Consider the following 19,454-nt stretch of genomic DNA (forward strand, 5'->3'; position numbering starts at 1 on the left):
AAACGGCTGCAGCGATGATCGCGCACCGAGTGTGTTGCCGGCGGCCGTCGAGTCGTCCGCCCAGCCGGTGGCGCGTCAGTGTGCCGATTGGAATCCGGATCGTGACGCGTTCTTCGGCGATCTCCACGTTCACACGGCGAACTCGAGTGACGCGTGGATGTTCGATGTCCGTGTGACGCCGAACGGCGCCTATCGATACGCCTTTGGTGAGACAATCGACCTTCCGCCGAACGATCAGAACGGCGACGGCACGCGGACGGTGCGGATCGACCGCCCCCTCGACTTTGCGGCGGTCACGGATCATGCGGAGTTTCTCGGTGAGGGGGTTCTTTGCACGGACTCCAAGGCCGAGGGCTACGATTCCGGTTTCTGCGAGACCTTCCGGGCAGGCGAAGGTCGCGCTCCGCAGCTTCTCTTCCACATCATGAGCCCCTGGAACTGGCGTGACGACGACGTGTGCGGGGAGGAAGGCGAGCGCTGCGCCCGAGAGTCTGCCGCGTTGTGGAAAGAGACCGTCGCCGCGGCGGAGCGTTGGAACGACACCAGCGAGGCGTGCGAGCACACGACGTTTCCAGCCTACGAGTATAGCTCCTTCCGGATGGGTTCGAACCTGCACCGGAACGTGATCTTCCGGAATGCGAGCGTGCCCGACGAGGTGACGAGCTATCTCGAGGCAACGCGCGAGTGGGAGCTCTGGGATGTGTTGCGCCGCGACTGCATCGAGGCGGGCACCGGTTGCGACGTGCTCGCGATTCCGCACAACTCCAACATCTCCAACGGTCGTATGTTCAAGGTCGACTACCCGGGCACGTGGTCGATTGACGAGCAGCGTGATCGGGCGCGACTCCGCGCGCAAATGGAGCCGCTGGTCGAGATCATGCAGCACAAAGGCGATTCGGAATGCCGTGATGGGATCGATGGGGTCCTCGGCGGTGCAGACGAGTTGTGCGGCTTCGAGAAGTTCGAGAATCTGGCGTTCAAGACCATTTCGGGCGCAGCCGATCCCGGCCCCTGCTACGACGGCCCGCTGGTGGACTGGGTGCCGCATCTGGGCCCGAGTTGCATTTCTCCGCGCAGCTACGTGCGCCACGCGCTGGTCGAGGGGTTGAAGGAAGAGCGGCGACTCGGCGTGAATCCGTTCAAGTTCGGGATCATGGCGAGCACCGACACCCATAATGGGATGGCCGGCGGAGTCGAGGAGCGGACGTATCCGGGCCATCTAGGTATAGGCGACTTCAGCGCGATCAATCGGACGACCTACTCGAGCGAGGTTCAGGGGAACGCGTCGAACAATCCCGGCGGCTTGATCGGTGTTTGGGCGGAAGAGAACTCCCGCGAGGCGATCTTCACGGCGATGCGCCGCAAGGAAGTGTTCGGCACGAGCGGCCCGCGGATGAAGGTGCGACTGTTCGGTGGTGCCGGCTATCCGGAGGATCTGTGCGGCACCCCCGATCTGGTTTCGCGGGCCTACGCAGGTGGGGTGCCGATGGGTAGCGATCTCGGTCCGATCGACGACGCGGGCCCGTCCTTTGTGACGGTCGGCATGCGAGATCCGGGGACCGATCGTGCGCCGGGCGGATTGCTGCAGCGCGTTCAGATCATCAAGGGGTGGGCCGACGACGAAGGGGGCATCCACCAGAACGTCTACGACGTCGCGGGCAGCGCCGAGAACGGGGCTTCGGTCGATCTCACGACGTGTGAGCCCAGCGGGCCGGGGCACGATGTTCTCTGCGGCGTGTGGCGTGATCCGGAGTTCGATCCTGATCGTCGCGCCGTCTACTACGCGCGCGTCGTAGAGAACCCAAGCTGCCGATATTCGACCTGGCAGTGTCTGGAAATTGATCCGGCCGAGCGGCCGGCCGCCTGTTCGAACGACGCCCTGCCGAAGACGATCCAGGAGCGCGCCTGGTCGTCACCAATCTGGTACACCCCGCCGAACTGAACGCCTAGCGTCGGCGGTCCACCTCGCGGACGGAGGCGCCTAGCCGAGCACGGCATTCGCGAACGCGTCGAGTTCGCGCGGCACGTCCGGGCCACTGGGTGAGTAGAGGATCTCGGTCGCGCCTGCTTCCTTCGCCTCGTCGAGCTTCGCGCGGATCGCGGAGCGGTCCCCGGTCCAGCTCCAGTCGAGGAGCGCGGGGCCGGCGGACTCGATGAGAGGACGGTCACGATCGGAGACGGCGACCACGTGGCCCTCGTGGAGGGCCAGGTGGCGCTCTCCCTCCGGACGTTCCGCTTCGATGCCGGCGCGCCATTCCGGTCCGCCGGGGAGGCTCTCCATCATGTCCGGGGCCATCTCGAAGATTCCGTGGTAGCTGGTCACGAACCACGGACCCGCGGCTTCGATCACGCGCGGCGTCGTGTGATCTTCGCCCGACTCCAGCACGGTCCCCGAGACGACGAGCGTCGACCAGTCGAAGTCGGGAATGGGCGTCGAGCCGCTCATGACACCGTCGCCGATCTCCTTCGCGATGCCCGTGCCCTTCGGTCCCATGGCGGCGACGAGCAAGGGGGTCTCGATGGGGCGGGTGGGTGCGAAGCCGGGCGAGTGGATCATCTGGCAGGCGCCGCCGTCGACCACGACCGTCTCGCCTCGGAGGAGGGCGCGGAGCTGCTCGATGTACCGCCGCGTGTACTTCCAGGTGAGAGCCTTTTGGCCCAGCGCGAGGCGCGCGGTGAAGCCGGTGCCGAATGCGCAAGCGAGCCGTCCGGGAGCGAGCTCCTCGACCGAGGCTATTGCCGACGCGGTCACGAGAACATGTCGGAGATTCGGTACCGCGACCGCGGTGCCGACGCCGATCCGTTTCGTGCCTTCGGCAACGCGTGCGACGGCGATCCACAGATCTCCGTACAGTGCCGGCGAGTCGAAGATCCAGGCCCGGTCGAAGCCGAGTCCTTCGGCCTGTCGCGCGTGTTCGACGACGTTCTTCGTCGGGGGAAATCCGCAGGAGATCTTCATCGCGTCACCATTGTGGGAACCAGTCGGTCTCGTCCCCACGGAAGTCATAGCCGATCTTGAGGATGTAGTAGGTGTCGGTCTTGAGAGTGTCGGGTGGTGGCTCCGCGTTATAGTCGTACCGGAGCTCGGCCGCGATGGTGAAGTCGGCGATCAGCTTCATCTTGACGCCGGTCGCCGTCTTTAGAACGAACTGCGTTTGGGAGACCCCGAAGGTCATTGTGTCGTTGTGGTAGAGGAGGAAATCCTCGCTCCAAAGGTCCTGCTCGAAGTTGAGTGCCCATCGTAGGCCGAGGAACGTTCGGTCGAGGTCGGTCGCGAAGTCCTCGTTGACGTAGGCGGGGCCGAGCGAGATCTTCAGAAGCGTGGGCCGTTGGTTGAAGAATTTGTAGCCGACACCGGCACCCGCCGTAATGCGAAGATTCAGGTCGGCCAGTTCGTCGTTTTGGTAGGTGTTGAAGACGGTGCCGAACCAGCGGCGGCGGACGCCGAACTCGCGGTCGTACTCGGCCTGGATGGTCCAATTCGACTTGTTTACGACCCCGTCCGCCTCGGACTTGTTGTAGTCGCCGCCGATCGCGATCGTGTTGCGGCCGAACGACGGCGCGATTTTGCCGTCGATGTGGACGTCGGTCGTGTCGGTGTTGCCTCGTGCGGCGTTGAGGCCGACATTGAAGCTGCCTTCGTAACGGTAGTACGGTTTGATCGGCTTGATCCAGTCGACCTTCGCCATGTTCACTTCGCCGACCTCGGATGCGACCGGCGTCGGCAAGCCCTTCTCTAATGCGTACTCGGTCGCCGCTGCAGTCGAAGCGGACGCGGCCTCCTTGGCTTCGGTGAGTTCCTCGTCCGGCGCATCGGTCGGTTCCAACTCGGCGAGGACGGTTTCGGCTTCCGCTTCCGCGGCGTCGGCGTCTTGCGTGAGCTCCGTCGGGGCGGCATTTTCGGTGGCCACCTCGGTTGAGTCCGTCGTCGGGGCGTCGGCGGCTAGTTTGGTCGGGTCCGTCTTCGGGGTGTCCGCGACGATCTCGTCCGTCGGTGGCGGTGCGTCGGTCGCGACGATGTCCGTCTTGCCTTCGGACTCCGCCAAGCGCCCGACCTTCTCGCTTCCGTCGTCCCAGCGGACGGTGAACGGTGCCTCCGTATCCACGGCGACGATGTGCTTGGTGTCGATGCTGAGCTCGCCGGCGTAGTCGGTCTTGATGACGAGCTTGCCCTCGGCGAGCTTTTTCACCTTCCCGGTGATGACGTCGCCGTTGGCCAGCTTCACCGTGTCGGCGTGAGCGGGCCACGGCGAGCCGAGCAGAGCAAGGCCGCAGATCAGGATCGCGGTGTTGATGAATCGAATGCGGGGCCTCCGGCGGATCGTGCGCATCCGGTTGGCTCTAGCGTTGCGGGCGCGCGGACGCCATTGTTCTGGTAGGCCCAGCCCATGGTGGAAGAGCCCGATTTGCGCGAGGTCGGGGCCGCGTTCGAGATCGACGGAACCTGGCTCCGCGCGACGCGTTACGGCAGCGGTCATATCAACCAGACCTACCTCTCGGAGTTCGACCAGGGGGGGGAGGTCGTGCGGTACGTCCACCAAGCCATCAACGAGGAGATCTTTCAGGACATCCCCGGGCTCATGCGGAACGTGGACCGAGTGACGACCCACCTCCGTGAGAAAGCGGTCGCGGCCGCGGACGGGCCACGCTGGGAAGTCCCCGTGTTGGTGCCCGCTGGAGACGGGGGGCTCGTGTCGCGCGACGCTGCGGGGCGCTGTTGGCGGACGCTGACCCACATCGAGAACGTGCGGACCTACGATGCCGCGCCGAGTCCGGAGGTCGCACGTGAGGCGGCGCGCGCGTTCGGGCGCTTCGCGCGGGAACTCGCGGATCTCGACCCTTCGTCGTTGGTCGAGTCGATTCCGCGTTTCCACGACCTCGATGGTCGACTCGCCCGCTTGCGAGGGGTCGTCGCCATGGATCCGGTCGGCCGCGTGGGGGGGGTCGAGGCGGAGCTCGAGGCCGTGTACGCGCGCGTTGCGATCGAAGAGGAGTTCCGAGCACTTCGCACGTCGGGACGTCTGCCCGTTCGGGTAGCCCACAATGATACGAAGGTGAACAACGCCCTCCTCGACGAAGAGACCGGGCGCGGTGTCGCCGTCATCGATCTCGATACCGTCATGCCGGGCACGCTGCTCTTCGACTACGGCGATCTCGTGCGTACGGCCAGTTGTGGTGCGGCGGAAGACGAGCGCGACCTTCGTCAGGTCGCGGTCGACGTCGAGATGTTTCGGGCCGTGACCGAGGGCTTCCTCTCTGAGGTGTCATCGATCGCGACGTCTTCGGAGATCGAGCACCTTCTTCTCGGCGGCCGCTTCATGACCTTCATCGTCGGGCTGCGGTTCCTCACGGACTACCTCGAGGGCGACTCCTACTTCCGAACGACGCGCCCGAGGCAGAATCTCGACCGAGCGCGCACGCAGCTCACTCTGCTCCACTCCATCGAGTCCAATTCCGAGATTCTGTCTCAATGCATCGAGGCGGTTCGCTAGGCCGCGCCGCGCCGCGGCCCTGAAAATCGGCCGGCCGGACTCCGCGACACGGGAGCTACTACCGGTTCCGCGAGGTCCTCGGCGAAGGCGGGTTTCTTGTCACGCAGGGAAGGGAGCCGCCTGCGGGATTCACGCTGACGCGACAGCGACTCCCGCAGCCAGCCTAGATCAGCAAAAACTCCAGTGCCCCCGCAAAGACCAAGACGAACTACCCAAGGCTCCCACGCCGAGGTGCGACGACGAAGCCGTCACAAGAGTGACAGCTAGAGAAACCGCCGAGATTAAGGAACGTCCCTGCCGATCCCGTTGCGAGAAAGATCGCCGCCTGAGACTTGCAGGGGGTCACCTCCGCTTGCCCTCGCGGGCCCCCTGGCACTCGAGGCAGAAAGGGGTCTCGGGCCGCGCCTTCAGGCGCGGGAAGCCGATGGGTTCCTCGCACGCGCGGCAGTCCCCGTACTCGTCACGAGAGATGCCGACGAGCGCGGCGCGGACCTGTTGCAACCGAAGTTCGAGGCTCCGGCGCCCGCTTTTGGCCACCGCCTGCCTCTGCATCTCGTCCATCCGAGAGAGCCGCCCGACGGACTGCTGATCGAGCTCCACCGTGGCCGTTCCCTCGGCGGCGAGCTCGAGCGCCTGTACGAGTTCTGCGTCGAGTGCGTGCAGAAGTTCCGCGAGTTCCTGCCGCTGCGCTGCCGTCAGCTCGTCCACGGGGGCGCGCCGTGAGGACCGTCAGAAGGTGTCGCCGACACGGCCGCAGAGTTCGCGTTCCTTGCTCGTGTCGATCTGGAGGGAGCCGAAGAGATCCGCAGTGTGCGCATTCGTGAGTTGCTGATGCTTGGGCTTACCCGGTGCACGCTTCGCCTGATAGCACATGAGGTGAGCATTCGGGTTCTGTGCAACCCCGCCGATCGCATCCGTGACCGAATAGCTCGCGACTGGGAAAAAGATTTGCGTGTCCTTGCTCGTTTTCGATTTGCAGCAGACGTAATCGTTGCCACAGGCCGCCGGTGAGGAGGGGCTCGCGGTGTAGGCGCCGACGGTCGAGCAGACGTCACCGTCCTCGCAGTTCGTGCCGTCGGGAATCAGCTCGCAGCTCGAACTGCAGCGGTCGCCCTCTTCGCATTCTTCCCCGCCTCGACGATGCCGCAGACCTGGGCCAGGGCGGAGGAGGGAGCGAGCAGGCGGGCGGCGGGCGCCACCCCCGCAAGGATCACAGCACGAGGATGCGGACGGAGTCGGACGAGCATGCAGATTCACTAGGTTCCGGAGTGCCGGGATGCGGGATTCCGGCCAACCTAGCGCAACTACACGCGGTAGGGATGCAGGAATTCTGACGCTCGAGTGTAAAATCGAATCTACCAGCTCGAGGCCTGGGCCCCTTCCCAGTAGGGCTGGAGGTTCTCGCTCACGGTCCCGTCCAGGAGCTGCCCTGGCTCGAAAAATTCGTAGATCCGGCTCACCGGGCGGACGTCGCTCAGGCTGAGCCGCCACCACAGGTGGTCCGGGGTCAGGCCCGAGGGGTGGTCGAGGCCGGCGGCCGCGGTGACCTCCGCCAGGGCCTCAACGGTATTTTGGTGAAAGTGGAAGGCCCGCTTGCCCTTGTCGTCGACGTCGATCGCGCGTTGGAGCTGCTGGTTCTGCGTCGTGACCCCCACGGGGCACTTGTTCGTGTGGCACGTCTGCGCCTGGATGCAGCCTACTGAGAACATGAAGCCGCGCGCCGAGTTACACCAGTCTGCCCCCATCGCCATCGCGGCTGCGATCTCGAACCCGCTCGTGCGTTTCCCGCTCGCGGCGATCCGAAGCTGGTCGCGAACGCCGATGCCGACGAGCGCGTTGTGAACCAGGATCAGGCCGTCTCGCAGCGGGGCTCCGAGGTGATCGGAGAACTCGATCGGTGCGGCGCCGGTACCGCCCTCACCGCCATCGACCGTAATGAAGTCGGGGAGCAGCTTCGTCTCGAGCATCGCCTTGCACATCGCGAACACCTGGCCCGGGTCACCGACACACAATTTGAAGCCGACCGGCTTCCCGCCCGAGAGCTCGCGCAGTTTCGTCACGTACTCGAGTAAGCCGATCGGCGTGTCGAACGCCGAGTGTCCGGGAGGCGAGATACACGTCTCTCCGACCGCGACGCGGCGCGCTTCTGCGATCTCTTCGGTGACCTTCGCCGCGGGCAGAATGCCGCCGTGGCCGGGCTTCGCGCCCTGCGAGAGTTTGATCTCGATCATCTTCACCTGGTCGAGACTCGCCTGCTCACGGAACGTCTCCTCGTCGAACGTGCCCTGGTTGGTGCGACAGCCGAAGTAGCCCGTGCCGATCTGCCAGATCAGGTCGCCGCCGTTCTGGCGGTGGTGGCGCGAACAACCGCCTTCGCCGGTGTTGTGGGCGAACCCGCCCTTCTTCGCGCCAGCGTTCATCGAGAGCACGGCGTTGGCGCTGAGTGCGCCGAAGCTCATGGCCGAGATGTTGTACACGGACGCGGAGTAGGGTTTCTCGCAGCGGCCTTCGCCCACGAGAGTACGCAGGCTCTCGGACGGGTTCTCGGCCAGGGGCTTCGGCGCGAGGGAGTGGGCGATCCAGCTGTAGCCCTCGGCGTAGACGTCGAGCTCGGTGCCGAACGGTTTCTTGTCGCCGACGTTCTTCGCCCGCTCGTACATGAGCGACCGTTGGTCTCGCGCGAAAGGTGTGCCCGACGTGTTGCTCTCTACGAGGTACTGATGAAGCTCGGGGCCGGCGTCTTCGAGCATGAAGCGGAGGTGTCCGAGGATCGGATAGTTCCGCAGAATGCTGTGACGCTTCTGGACGACGTCATGGATTCCGACCACCAGGAGGAGCGCCGTGAAGCCGGCGAACCACAGGTAGGCCGGGGACAGAAGAACCGACAGTAGGAGCGCGCCGACCAGCAGCACGCAGACGCCTGGAAGAATGAACCCTCGAATTTGGTGGATCATGCAGCCTCCTCCTCACCGCAGATTGGCCATGAACTCGTCGCGGCAACCTTTCCATTAATCGTGCTCGCCACGGAGCCCCAGGCCTCATCTATCGACAGATTTGGCGGCATCGTGAACTCGCCGGGGCTGACGACCGCGTCGATCAGGAAAGGGCCGCCGACGTCGGCCCCTTCCCTGTTTGCGTTGTAGAGCCCGTTGATCAGGTGCAGTGCGCCCGGGCCGGCGGAGACGCCGATGCCGCCGGTGAGTTCGGCCTGGGCGGGCGCCTCGTGTCTCACGCCGATCCAGCGGAAGCGGTCGTCGGTGCGGATCGCTTCGAGCAGGGTGTTCAGCGCGTCGCTCGTGACTACGAAGATGTCTCGGACGCCGGCCGTGGCGAGAATGTCGAGTAGGCTCGTACAGACGTTCTGACTCATCGGGACTCCACCATCTCGACCGGTCGAATCACACTTGCCGAGACCGAACAAGAACGGGGCACCTCGCGGGGCGTTGGACCTGCCACGGGGGCCGGTGTAGTGCTGGCCGACGGACGGCAGGACCGGGCCACCGGCCGATGAAGGGGAGTGGTGCAATGGATTTGATGACCTACGAGCCCGTGGGCGACAAGAAAAATTCCGACTTCTTCAACGAGTACCGCTTGAAGATATATGAGCGTCGACAGGCGTCGGGTGTTCAGGACCTCCTCGGCGCGATGCGTGCGATCGTGATCCAGGTCGAGACGGGGGACTCCCTCGGATACCTGGAGGAAGTCTATCACACGACGCCGTATCGCTTGGAGTCCGTCCGCCTGGGCGAGACGCACAAGGTTCACATGCTCCGCGCCCGACCGACGTCACCGATCCTCATGGTGCTGGAACCGCTCTCGGCGCAGTTCATCGATCCCATCACCCGGCTCAATCGCCTGTACCCGCTCGCCCGGGACAAGCGGAATGCCCGCTACGTCGGTGAGGTCTTCCACACGAAGGATCTCGGAGCGACGCGTGACACGCTCGAGTCGCACAACATTCGCTTCGAGTATGCGGGCGAAGTCGAGAATCCGTTCTATGCCGCTGGGCGGTTCCTGTGGACGTTCCCATCGGACAGCACGACGAATCGTGTGGGGTACACCGACTCGAACCTCGACGACCTTGCGGAACTCCCTCTCGGGGAGACGATTCAGATCACGGCGGAAGAGCAGGCCCGCCTCGATGCGGCCGATGCGTTCGCCGAGGAGAACGGGCTCAAGTCGCTCATTCTCGGCGTCGATCACATGGCGTCGCGGATTCTGGCTGGCGAGCGCGAGGACGCGATTCTCGAGTTCCTGACGATGTCTCCCTACTACCTCTGGGGCGCCTACAACATCGCCGAACAGAACTCGTCCACCAACGTGAGCCGCAATCCGAACGTGGAAGACGACAAGGACTCGCCCGCCAAGGTGTTTACGGCGAACAACACGCCGTCCTTCGTGAACTCCTTCGAGAATCTCCCGATGCCGACGGAGGATTTCGTCCGAAACTTCGGCCGCCGCATGCATCACATCGCGCAGGAGGTGAAGGACGGCGATCATGCGAGCGGCGTGAAGAACCTCGACTTCGTCGTCGATACGCTTCGCGACTCCGGGGTTCCCTTCCTGGCGCAGGTCGTCGGGGAGTGCACGGACAAGCCCAACCTGAAACAGATCTTCTCGAAGCACTCGGCTTACAGCCTGCTGATCACAGAGTACGTCGAGCGTTGTCTGGGCTACGAGGGGTTCTTCACCAAGGACAACGTAGCCGCTCTGACCCAGGCGGCGGGGCAGGACGAGCACTACAAACACGGCAACGTGTTCGACTGATCACGAAGGGGCAATGATGAAGACCTCCGGACAGAGCCTGCGCGGACGCGAGCTCATCGATGAGCCGCTGTGGAACAAGGGGACGGCGTTCTCGGAGGGCGAGCGCGCTGCACTCGGCCTTTACGGGCTCCTCCCCCCGCACGTCGAAACGCTCGAGGAGCAAGCCTCTCGGGCGTACGAGGCGTTCGGCGGATTCGAGACCGAGATCGAACGGCACGTGTACTTGCGTTCGGTTCAGGATACGAACGAGGTCCTCTTCTATCGACTCGTCATCGACCATCTCGCGGAGATGATGCCCATCATTTACACGCCCGTCGTCGGCGCGGCCTGCCAGCAGTTCAGTGAGATCTACAGGCGTCCTCGGGGGCTCTTCGTCCCGTATCCGCATCGGGATCGAATCGAAGAGATGCTGCGCAACTACGTTGCGGAGGATGTCGAAGCGATCGTGGTGACCGATGGCGAGCGGATCCTCGGTCTGGGCGATCAGGGCGCCGGCGGTATGGGGATCCCGATCGGGAAGCTTTCGCTCTACGTCGCATGCGGCGGGATCCATCCGAAGAACACCCTGCCGATCCTCCTCGATGTCGGAACGAACAACGAGGAACGGCTGAAAGATCCGCACTACATCGGTTGGCGACACGAGCGTGTCGCCGGCGACGAGTACATCGCCTTCGTCGATGCGTTCGTGGACGCTGTGAAAAAGGTCTGGCCGCATGTCCTCCTCCAATTCGAGGACTTCGCGTTCCAGCACGCCACGCCGCTGCTTGGTCGCTACCGTGACCAGCTCTGCATGTTCAACGACGACGTTCAGGGGACGGCCGCCGTGGCTCTCGGGACGTTGTTCTCGGCGGTGAACGCCGCCGGCAGCAACTTGTGCGACCAGACGGTTGCGATCCTCGGTGGCGGTTCGGCCGGTTGTGGCATCGCCGAGCAGATCGTGGCAGCGATGGGGGAGGAGGGCCTGTCCGACCGGGAGGCGCGCGACCGGATCTACATGGTCGACCGTCCCGGATTGCTCCACGACGGTATGACCGGACTTCCGTCCTTCCAAGAAGCGCTCGCGCAACCGCAGGCGCGGCTCGAGAGCTGGACGCGCAACGGGCCCGATGGTGGCATTTCGATGCTGGACGTCGCGCAGCAGGGGAAGCCAACGATTCTGATCGGCGTGTCCGGGCAACCCGGGCTCTTTACCGAAGAGATTCTCCGGGCGATGGCGGCCCATTCCGACCGGCCAATCGTGTTCCCGCTCTCCAACCCGACCTCCCGTATGGAGGCCGCGCCCGCCGACGTGATCAAGTGGACCGAGGGTCGCGCGCTCGTGGCGACCGGGAGTCCGATCGACCCCGTTTCGTACGACGGACGCACCTTCCCGATCGCGCAGTGCAACAACACGTATATCTTCCCGGCGGTTGGACTCGGCGTGATCGCGTCGGGTGCGAAGCGTGTGACCGATGAAATGATGCGTGCCGCGGCACGCGCCCTGGGGGCGGCCGCGCCCGCCAGCAAGGATCCGACGGCGGCGCTACTGCCGCCGCTGGCCGAAATCCGGAGGGTCACGCGCGACCTCGCCGAAGCGGTAGGAGCCGAGGCGCAGCGGCAGGGGCATGCAGAGAAGACGTCGCCCGAGGAGTTGCGTCGTCGGATCGATGAACGGTTCTGGGAGCCCGCGTATTCCGGCGGGTGAAACACGGGCGCCGGGTGGGAGTACTGGACCCGCGACGCTCGCCCTACGAGCCGAGGTGGTCCAAGAGCAGAGCCGAAACCTGGGGACCTGCGACTTCGGGCACCCAGTGATTCGCGCCTTCGATGACCTCGAACCGGTACGCTGCGTCGATGTAGTCGCCGGTGGCTTCCGCGCCCTCACGGCAAAGAGCGAAGTCCTCGTCGCTCCAGATGAACATCGTCGGGACTCGGATGGAGCCCGACAGGTTCGGGGTGAGGCTGGTCGATCGGCCGGTGAGGTTCGCCCGATACCAGTTGAGGCCGGCGCGCATCGCCTCACGGTTGCCGATGAGCTGCACGTGGACCTCGACGTCCTCAGCGGGCACGCCCTCGAAGATGGACCGTAAGATCGTATTGTCGTTGCCGACCAACACCTCCTCGAAACCGGGCTGGACGAACGTGTCGAAGTAGCTCGATGCTTCGTACTGACACGAGGTCGGGTCGGAGAGCTCCGACTGGAAGGCGTCGGGGTGAGGAACGGAGATCGGGTTCAGCGTGAGCAGGCGATCCGGGGCGGCGAGACCCACCGCCCAGGCGACGCTCGCGCCCCAGTCGTGCCCGACGAGGTGGAATCGATCGAAACCGAGCGCGTCTGCGATGTTCAGGACGTCGGCGAGGAGATTGGAGATCGCGTAGGCCTCGACCGCCGACGGTCGGGCGCCCGGTGAGTACCCACGCTGGTTCGGTGCTACGGCTCGGTAGCCGGCTTCGCCGAGCGCGCGGAGCTGGTCCTTCCACTCCCACGACGAGGACGGGAACCCATGGAGCAGTATGACGGGCACGCCGTTTTCGGGACCCGCCGCCCGTGCGTCGAATACGAATCCGCTCGCCTCGATCTGGATATCGTGGATTTCTCCGCTGCCGACGGGCGCTGCGGGGCTTGTACCGGAGCCGGTCGTGGCGTTGTCTCCACAAGCGGCGAAGAGGAGCAGCGCGGGAAGGGCGAGGCGGAGAAGTGTCGGCATGGCTTTTCGCTACCGAAGTAAATCGCCGGATGCACCTCCTTGTTCCAACGTGGAATCCGGTCGACCCTCCCTTTGGTAGATGGACTGTTATACGCCGAGGCGAACCGCAGCCGGTGGGAGTGGAAAATGAGTGATCTCGAAGCGCTTCGCGCACAGTACGAAGAGAAGAAGAGTCTCGGCCTCGCGCTGAACATTCAGCGGGGCCAGCCGTCGGATGAGGATTTCGACCTGTCGTCTGGAATTCTGACGTGCGTTGGCGTGGACGACATGACGTCGCCGAGCGGCGTGGCGTTGCGGAACTACCCGGGCGGGGTTGCTGGATTGAAGGAGGCGCGCGAGCTGTTCGGCGCGATCTTTGGTGCGACGGCCGAGGACACCATCGTCGGCAACAATTCGAGCCTCGCGATGTTCTCGAACACGCTGAAGTGGGCGCTCGTTCGGGGCCTCGCGGGAAGCCCCCGTCCGTGGGCCGACGGCACTCGGAAGGTGATCGTGACCGTGCCGGGGTACGACCGGCACTTCACGCTTCTCGACGCGCTCGGCTTCGAGATGGTGCCCGTACCGATGACAGCGGAGGGGCCGGACCTCGACGCGGTCGAGAAGCTCGCCGCGAGCGACGCCGCGATCCGCGGCGTCGTCTTCGTGCCGACCTACAGCAACCCCACTGGCGAGACGATCTCGGATGCGAACGTCGATCGGCTTGCGAGTATGAAGACGGCCGCGCCCGACTTCACAATTTTCGCAGACGACGCCTACGCGGTGCACCACCTCACGGAGACGCCGGCTCGACCGAAGTCGCTGCTCGCAGCGTGTCGTGAGGCCGGGAATCCGAATCGCGCGTACGTCTACGGTTCGACCTCGAAGGTCACGTTCTCGGGGGCGGGCGTCGGTTTTGTGTCGACGAGTACCGATAACGTATCGCTGATCTCCAAGTATCTTTCGTCGGAGTTCATCGGCCCCAACAAGATCGAACAGTATCGACACGTGAAGTTCCTGAGCAGCTATCCGGGTGGCATCGAGGGGTTGATGCGGGAGCACGCCAAGATTCTGCGTCCGAAGTTCGAGGCCGTGCAGCGGGTGCTGGCGCGGGAGCTCGGGGACACCGGTCTCGCGACGTGGACCGACCCCAAGGGGGGCTACTTCGTCAGCCTCGACACGGCAAAGCCCGTCGTCGAGCGGATCGTGGAACTCGCGAACGAGGCGGGGGTGTCTCTCACGCCGGCCGGCGCGAGCTACCCGTTTGGGAAAGACCCCACGGGTTCAAATCTCCGCATCGCGCCGAGCCGCCCGCCCCTCGAGGAGGTCGAGAAGGCGATGGAGGTCGTCGCTCTGTGCGTCAAGCTTGCCTCGGCGGAGCACTCGGAGTAGGCCCGATGCATGGCAAGCATCCCGCAGGAGACGCTCGATTTTTCGGATGACAGTCCGCGCGTAGCCGCAGAGTGGGCGGGGCTCTTCGACACGATCGAGGAAGCCGATGCTCCGGTCACACAGATCGAAGGCACGGTGCCCGCTGGCCTCGTCGGGACGCTCTATCGAAACGGTCCGGGGGTGCACGACTACGCCGAGTCGTTCTTCGACGGCGACGGCCTGATTCGCGCGCTGACGTTCCGGGAGGACGGAGGCGTCCACTTCAAGAGCCGGTACGTCCGCACGCCGAAGTATGAGAAGCAGACGAAGCTCGGCCGCGCGGTCTCGCGTGGCGTCGGTACGAATCTGCCGGGGGGCTGGTTTCGCAACGCATTCCGGACGCCGGCGCACGAGGCGAACACGAGCGTCCTCTGGCACGAGGGCGAGCTCTTCGCGCTCGAAGAAGGCGGCCATCCGTATCGGATTGGAGCCGACGATCTCTCGACGATCGGCATGACCGACTTCGACGGCGCACTTTCGATGCGCAACGCCTTCACTGCGCATCCGCACGTCGATCCGGAGACCGGCGACGCGATCTGCTTCGGGACCGTCTTCGGAATGAAAATGGGGCTCCGAGCGTTCCGTCTCGACCGCGGGGGTCGATTCCACGACATCGGGACTGTGCCGAAGCTGCGTGACTCGTTCGTGCACGATTTCGCCATCACGCCCAACTGGCTCGTGTTTTTCTTCACCCCGACGATCACGAATATTCTTCCGATTCTCTTGGGGACCAGCACGTACTTCGACGAGATCGAGTACAAGCCCGAACTCGGCACCGCGATCGCGCTGATGCCGCGCGGCGGCGGCGACATCATCGAACTGGAGACGGATCCCTTCCAGGTCGGGCACTTCGTCGGAGCCTTCGAGGAAGGCGGCGAGGTCATCGTCGATCTCTGCCAGCTCGACAACTGGAGCCAGATGGGGGACGCCGCAACCTCGTACCGAACGAGCGATTGGGAAGGCTACGGTGGGAGTACGGTGCGCCGACACCGGATCGATCCCAAAACGAAGAACCTGTCGAGCGAGACGATTTGCTCGTTGCCGGCCGAGTTTCCGCGGATTTGCGCCGACACGGAGACCCGCCGGGGCCGCTACGCGTACTTCGCAGCGAACACCCGCGAGAAAGAGGGCGGCTGGTTCCGCGCCACGATGAAGCTCGACCGGGAAACGGGCGCGACCGATCTACACGACTACGGCCGGTACAAGGTCGGACTCGAGCCGCTCTTCGTGCCTCGCCCGGGCGGGACCGACGAGGACGACGGGTGGCTGCTGACCTACGTCCACGACGGCAAGAACCGCGCGAGTCAGGTCGCGATCCTCGACGCGCGCAACGTGTCGGACGGCCCGGTCGCGACGCTGACTCTCCCCGGTAATACCGGGATCACGTTCCACGGCACCTGGCGTCCCGGCGCGTAGACGTCTGCCGACGGCAGTCGCAACTAGTCCGCGAGGTATCCCAGGGCGCGAAGGCGGTCTGTGAGGGCCGGGTCGGTGGCGAGTGTCCCCGCGTTTGTCTCCACCGCTAGGCCCGGCAGGGGACCTGCTTCGACGTGCCGCGGCGCCCCCGTTGCCTCGTTCGACTGACGGCTCGGTTCACCCCGCCGAAAACGGTCCTTTCCCCATCTGATCGCGCACGGACACCACCTCCGGGTTCGTCAGCGATCGGCGCTGCCAGTTGGCGCCGTCGACGACGAGGGTGTGGCCGGAGATAAATCGGCCGTACGGGGAGGCAAGGAAGGTCGCCGCCCAGCCCAGTTCGCGCGGGCGCCCGACACGGAGCGCCGGTTGGCAGGGGTCCTTGTCGTTCGTGCGGTCGAGGTTGCCGCGGATGTCGGCGGTCATGTCCTCGTGGGGCATGAGGCCCGGCACGAGGCCGTTCACCTGAATGCCGTACGGCCCCCACTCGACAGCGAGGGTCTCGACCATGTTTTTCACGCCCGCTTTCGCGGCGGCGGAGTGAGCGAAGCCGGGGCCGCCCGTCCACGCGTAAGACGCACCGACGTTGATGATCGAGCCCGGCGTTTCGGCGTTGAGGTGGCGGCGTCCAAATTCGCGGGCGCAAAAAAACGTCCCGTTGAGCGTGATGTCCACGACGGTGCGCCAGGCGTTCGGGCTCATGTCTTCTGCGGGGACCGGGAAGTTCGCGGCGGCGTTGTTCACCAACACGTTCGGTCGGCCGAGCGCGCCTTCGATAGCGTCGAACGCAGTCGCGATCGATTCGGGATCCCGAATGTCGCACGGTGTGACGAACACTTCGGCGCCGAGTTCTTGCATCGCCGCTCGGCCTGCGTCGAGATGCTCTTCTTTGCGGCTCGAGATCGCGATCTTCGCTCCGAGGCGCGCGAATTCGGATGCGATGGCCTTTCCGAGTCCCGTGCCGCCACCGGTCACGAGGACCGTCTGGCCGTCGAACGTGCCGGGTTGGAGCGCGCTGGCGCCGATTTCGGGAGCGTCGGGGATTCCGTTGGCCATCGGATCAGTCCTCCTCTGCGGGGGTGGCTGGCTTTACCCAGACGCCGGGGAATTTAGGGTCGCGTTCTTCGCCGCGCGCCGCTTTGAGCTCTTCAAAGTCCGGCGCTTTGTTGATGACGGTTTGCATCAGAAGCTCGTCGTTCATCGACGTCCGGATCTCGGGCTCGTGGAGATTTCGGATCACGCGACGGGCGAGCTTCACCGAGACCGGAGGAATCTTGGCGATCTTGTCGGCCATCTCGCGCACGGTCGTGTCGAGTTCTTCGCGGGGGACGATGCGCGAGATGACGCCGTAGCGCAGCGCCTCTTCGGCCAGGAGCGGACGCCCGGTGAGGACCATGTCGCTTACGACGCCGTGTCCGCACATCTGGAAGAGGCACGCCACGCCGCCGGTATCCGCGATCACGCCGTGCGTGAGTTCGGGAAGCATGAAGCGGGCTCCTTCCGCTGCGATGCGCACGTCGCAGAGCAGGGTTCGCTGGAAGGACCCACCGATCGTCCAGCCGTGGTTCGCGACCAGGATCGGGATGTCGAGATCGAACACTTGCTGGATGCCGCGGTGGCCGCGAGTCATGAGCTGGTGGTGGCTCATCTCCATCTGTTGGCGACCGATCTGGGAGACGTCGCGGCCGGAGGAGAACGACTTCCCTTCTGCCCTCCAGATCGCCACCCGGACGTCCGGGTTGTTGCGAAGCTCGGCCAGGATCTCGAACAATCGCGCATCCATCGAGTCGTCGAACGCGTTATGCTTGTCCTGGTTGTCGTTGGTGATGATGGCGACCGGCCCCTCGTACGAGAGGCGAACCCGATCTTCGCTCATGATGGCTCCTTGGTTCGTCCGCGTGGAATTCGCACGGCAGAGATTCGCCGCGCGCAGACGTTTTATCGCAGGGGGCTGGGCCCGTCCACGGCTCGCTTGGCGGCGTCGTCTCGCAGAACTTTCTTTGCGATCTTTCCGCCGGAGGAGCGCGGCAGTTCCTCGAGCACGACCAGCCGCTCGGGCAGCGATTCCTTGGAGGAGCCGGCTGCTTTGAGGTGGCTGACGAGCCCTTCGAGAGTGAGCTCGGTGGTCGATCGCAGCTCGACGTAGACGCATACCCGTTCCCCGAACGTCGGGTCGGGCATCGCGACCGCGGCGGCGACGCGGACGTTGGGGTGGGATTCCACGGCTTCCTCGACGGAGGGCGCGCTGATATTCTTGCCTCCCCGGATGATGAAGTCGCCGACGCGCCCTTCCACGGTGAGGTAGCCCTCTTCGTCGATGCAGACGATGTCGCCCACTAGAAACCACCCGTCGTCGCGAATCAGCTCGCGATTCGCTTCCTTGTCGTCGAAGTAGCCCAGGCTCAGCGTCCCACCTTTGCACCCCGGCTGACCCCGTCCCTCGTCCGTGATGTCGTTCCCCGCTTCGTCGAAGAGACGGACCTGCATCTCCTCCAGAACGCGCCCCGCGGTCGTGAGGCGTTTTTCCCGCGAGTCGCGTGTGGTCGTGCCGCAGAGCGCTCCGGTTTCGTTCGAGCCGTAGAACTGCAGCACGCTCGCGCCCGTGCGCTCCTCGAACTCTGCCGCGCGGGCGTAAGGAACTTTCTCTCCACCGGTGAACAAGGCGCGCAGGTGGCTCAAGTCCCGGCGGTCGGCCTCGGGCGAGTCGAGGAGCATCATGAACTGCGTGCTCACGGCGGCGAGGACCGTCACGCGATGTTCCTCGATCGCGGCCAGCGTGTCTTTAGCGGTGAAGCGCGGCATCACGATCGTGGGCGCTCCGAGCAGCGCCGGGCTGAAGTGGGCGGTCCAGAGTCCGAAGCCGAACGGCGCGGGCACGGCGGAGAGGAACACGTCGTGGGTGGAGAGGTCGCCGGATCGCACCGCGAGGTCGTGGAAGAAGAACCAACGTGCCTGATGATGCATCACGCACTTGGGCATGCCGGTCGTGCCGGACGTCGAATTGATGAGCCAGAGATCGTCCTCGCCCAGGCGGCGCTCGTCGATCCGACGCAGCAGCGTTGCGTCGTTCGCGGCCGAATCCGGAAGGACCGCCGCCGCACCGTCGACCGTGACGGTATCTCCCGGCTCGAGTTCTCCGTCGATCGTGACGTGGTGTCGCAGAGGAGTTCCGGTCGCGCGCAGGGCCGGCGCGAGTCCGTTCATGTCGAATTCCCGGTAGGTGGGGCGGCTGATCAGCGCGGTCGCCCCCGTGACCCGCAGGAGGTGCTCGACTTCCTTGCGTCCGGCACGTGGCCCAATCCCGACGGCGACGAGTCCGGCCTTCTCGGTCGCTACGAAGGCGACGTGTACGCCGGGACCGTCGGGCAGCAGCACCGCGACCCGCTCGCCCGGCGCCAGCCCGAGATCGAGGAGCAGACCTGCGAGCGCGTCGGAACGTCCCGCGTACTCGGCCCAACTCAGACGGTGACTTCCCGCCGCGAATGCGAGCCCCTCGGGTTGCTGGGAGGCATTTTTTTGGATCACCTGTGACAGCGTTCGCATCGGTGGAAGCTCTAACACGGTCGATTGAGAGCCACTTGCTGCAGCATCGGGACGCTCTCGCTACTTCCGGTTCTCACGCGCCCCGCCTTCGCGAAGCAATGGATGGTCACCTCCCGGCTCCGCCAGCAAGGGGCGTTACGGC

General features: G+C 65.0%; 16 protein-coding genes. 6 read left to right on the forward strand and 10 right to left on the reverse strand.

Annotated features, from left to right (window positions below; translation table 11 throughout):
• Positions 1-31 precede the first annotated feature (31 nt).
• Positions 32-1,942: a DUF3604 domain-containing protein gene (locus P8R42_28520; protein MDG2308543.1), complete on the forward strand. Its 1,911-nt coding sequence runs from the start codon at positions 32-34 to the stop codon at positions 1,940-1,942.
• Between the two features lie 39 nt (positions 1,943-1,981).
• Here P8R42_28520 and P8R42_28525 read toward each other — a convergent pair whose 3' ends face one another.
• A complete protein-coding gene (locus P8R42_28525) occupies positions 1,982-2,959 on the reverse strand; it encodes an LLM class flavin-dependent oxidoreductase (protein ID MDG2308544.1) in 978 nt (325 codons plus the stop codon).
• Positions 2,960-2,963: 4 nt separating this feature from the next.
• On the reverse strand, positions 2,964-4,331 hold the full coding sequence (locus P8R42_28530) for a DUF481 domain-containing protein (protein ID MDG2308545.1): 1,368 nt from the start codon (positions 4,329-4,331) through the stop codon (positions 2,964-2,966).
• A gap of 57 nt (positions 4,332-4,388) precedes the next feature.
• Here P8R42_28530 and P8R42_28535 point away from each other — a divergent pair, with 57 nt between their 5' ends.
• Entirely contained in the window at positions 4,389-5,492 is a 1,104-nt protein-coding gene (locus P8R42_28535) for an aminoglycoside phosphotransferase family protein (GenBank protein MDG2308546.1), read from the forward strand.
• Between the two features lie 342 nt (positions 5,493-5,834).
• On the opposite strand, the gene P8R42_28540 is transcribed toward P8R42_28535, so the two are convergent.
• From P8R42_28540 to P8R42_28555, 4 genes are all read right to left on the reverse strand, one after another.
• The gene (locus P8R42_28540) at positions 5,835-6,200 is read right to left on the reverse strand and encodes a TraR/DksA C4-type zinc finger protein (GenBank protein ID MDG2308547.1); all 366 of its coding nucleotides are present in this window, start codon (positions 6,198-6,200) and stop codon (positions 5,835-5,837) included.
• 21 nt (positions 6,201-6,221) lie between these two features.
• A complete protein-coding gene (locus P8R42_28545) occupies positions 6,222-6,365 on the reverse strand; it encodes a hypothetical protein (protein MDG2308548.1) in 144 nt (47 codons plus the stop codon).
• Between the two features lie 482 nt (positions 6,366-6,847).
• Positions 6,848-8,446 carry an FMN-binding glutamate synthase family protein gene (locus tag P8R42_28550; protein ID MDG2308549.1) on the reverse strand — a complete coding sequence of 533 codons (1,599 nt, stop codon included), beginning with the start codon at positions 8,444-8,446 and terminating at the stop codon, positions 6,848-6,850.
• On the reverse strand, positions 8,443-8,862 hold the full coding sequence (locus tag P8R42_28555; GenBank protein MDG2308550.1) for a thiamine pyrophosphate-binding protein: 420 nt from the start codon (positions 8,860-8,862) through the stop codon (positions 8,443-8,445). The genes P8R42_28550 and P8R42_28555 overlap by 4 nt, the downstream gene beginning before the upstream one ends.
• A 155-nt stretch (positions 8,863-9,017) precedes the next feature.
• On the opposite strand from P8R42_28555, the gene P8R42_28560 reads away from it, so the two are divergent.
• Complete coding sequence (locus P8R42_28560; GenBank protein ID MDG2308551.1) at positions 9,018-10,259, forward strand: hypothetical protein; 1,242 nt, start codon at positions 9,018-9,020, stop codon at positions 10,257-10,259.
• A gap of 16 nt (positions 10,260-10,275) precedes the next feature.
• Positions 10,276-11,943 (forward strand): NAD-dependent malic enzyme, encoded by a 1,668-nt coding sequence (locus P8R42_28565; protein ID MDG2308552.1) that lies wholly within the window; start codon positions 10,276-10,278, stop codon positions 11,941-11,943.
• Between the two features lie 43 nt (positions 11,944-11,986).
• Here P8R42_28565 and P8R42_28570 read toward each other — a convergent pair whose 3' ends face one another.
• Entirely contained in the window at positions 11,987-12,946 is a 960-nt protein-coding gene (locus P8R42_28570) for an alpha/beta hydrolase (GenBank protein MDG2308553.1), read from the reverse strand.
• Positions 12,947-13,072: 126 nt separating this feature from the next.
• On the opposite strand from P8R42_28570, the gene P8R42_28575 reads away from it, so the two are divergent.
• Positions 13,073-14,314 carry an aminotransferase class I/II-fold pyridoxal phosphate-dependent enzyme gene (locus P8R42_28575; protein MDG2308554.1) on the forward strand — a complete coding sequence of 414 codons (1,242 nt, stop codon included), beginning with the start codon at positions 13,073-13,075 and terminating at the stop codon, positions 14,312-14,314.
• 9 nt (positions 14,315-14,323) lie between these two features.
• Positions 14,324-15,769 carry a carotenoid oxygenase family protein gene (locus P8R42_28580; protein MDG2308555.1) on the forward strand — a complete coding sequence of 482 codons (1,446 nt, stop codon included), beginning with the start codon at positions 14,324-14,326 and terminating at the stop codon, positions 15,767-15,769.
• A gap of 177 nt (positions 15,770-15,946) precedes the next feature.
• Here P8R42_28580 and P8R42_28585 read toward each other — a convergent pair whose 3' ends face one another.
• The 3 genes from P8R42_28585 to P8R42_28595 form a co-directional block, all read right to left on the reverse strand.
• Positions 15,947-16,825: an SDR family oxidoreductase gene (locus P8R42_28585; GenBank protein MDG2308556.1), complete on the reverse strand. Its 879-nt coding sequence runs from the start codon at positions 16,823-16,825 to the stop codon at positions 15,947-15,949.
• A 4-nt stretch (positions 16,826-16,829) separates the two neighbouring features.
• Positions 16,830-17,645, reverse strand: coding sequence for an enoyl-CoA hydratase/isomerase family protein (locus P8R42_28590; GenBank protein ID MDG2308557.1), 816 nt, complete (start codon positions 17,643-17,645; stop codon positions 16,830-16,832).
• Positions 17,646-17,707: 62 nt separating this feature from the next.
• Positions 17,708-19,312, reverse strand: coding sequence for a class I adenylate-forming enzyme family protein (locus tag P8R42_28595; protein MDG2308558.1), 1,605 nt, complete (start codon positions 19,310-19,312; stop codon positions 17,708-17,710).
• Between the last annotated feature and the right edge of the window lie 142 nt (positions 19,313-19,454).

The organism is Candidatus Binatia bacterium (assembly GCA_029243485.1).
In the GTDB taxonomy this organism is placed as follows: domain Bacteria; phylum Desulfobacterota; class Binatia; order UBA12015; family UBA12015; genus VGTG01.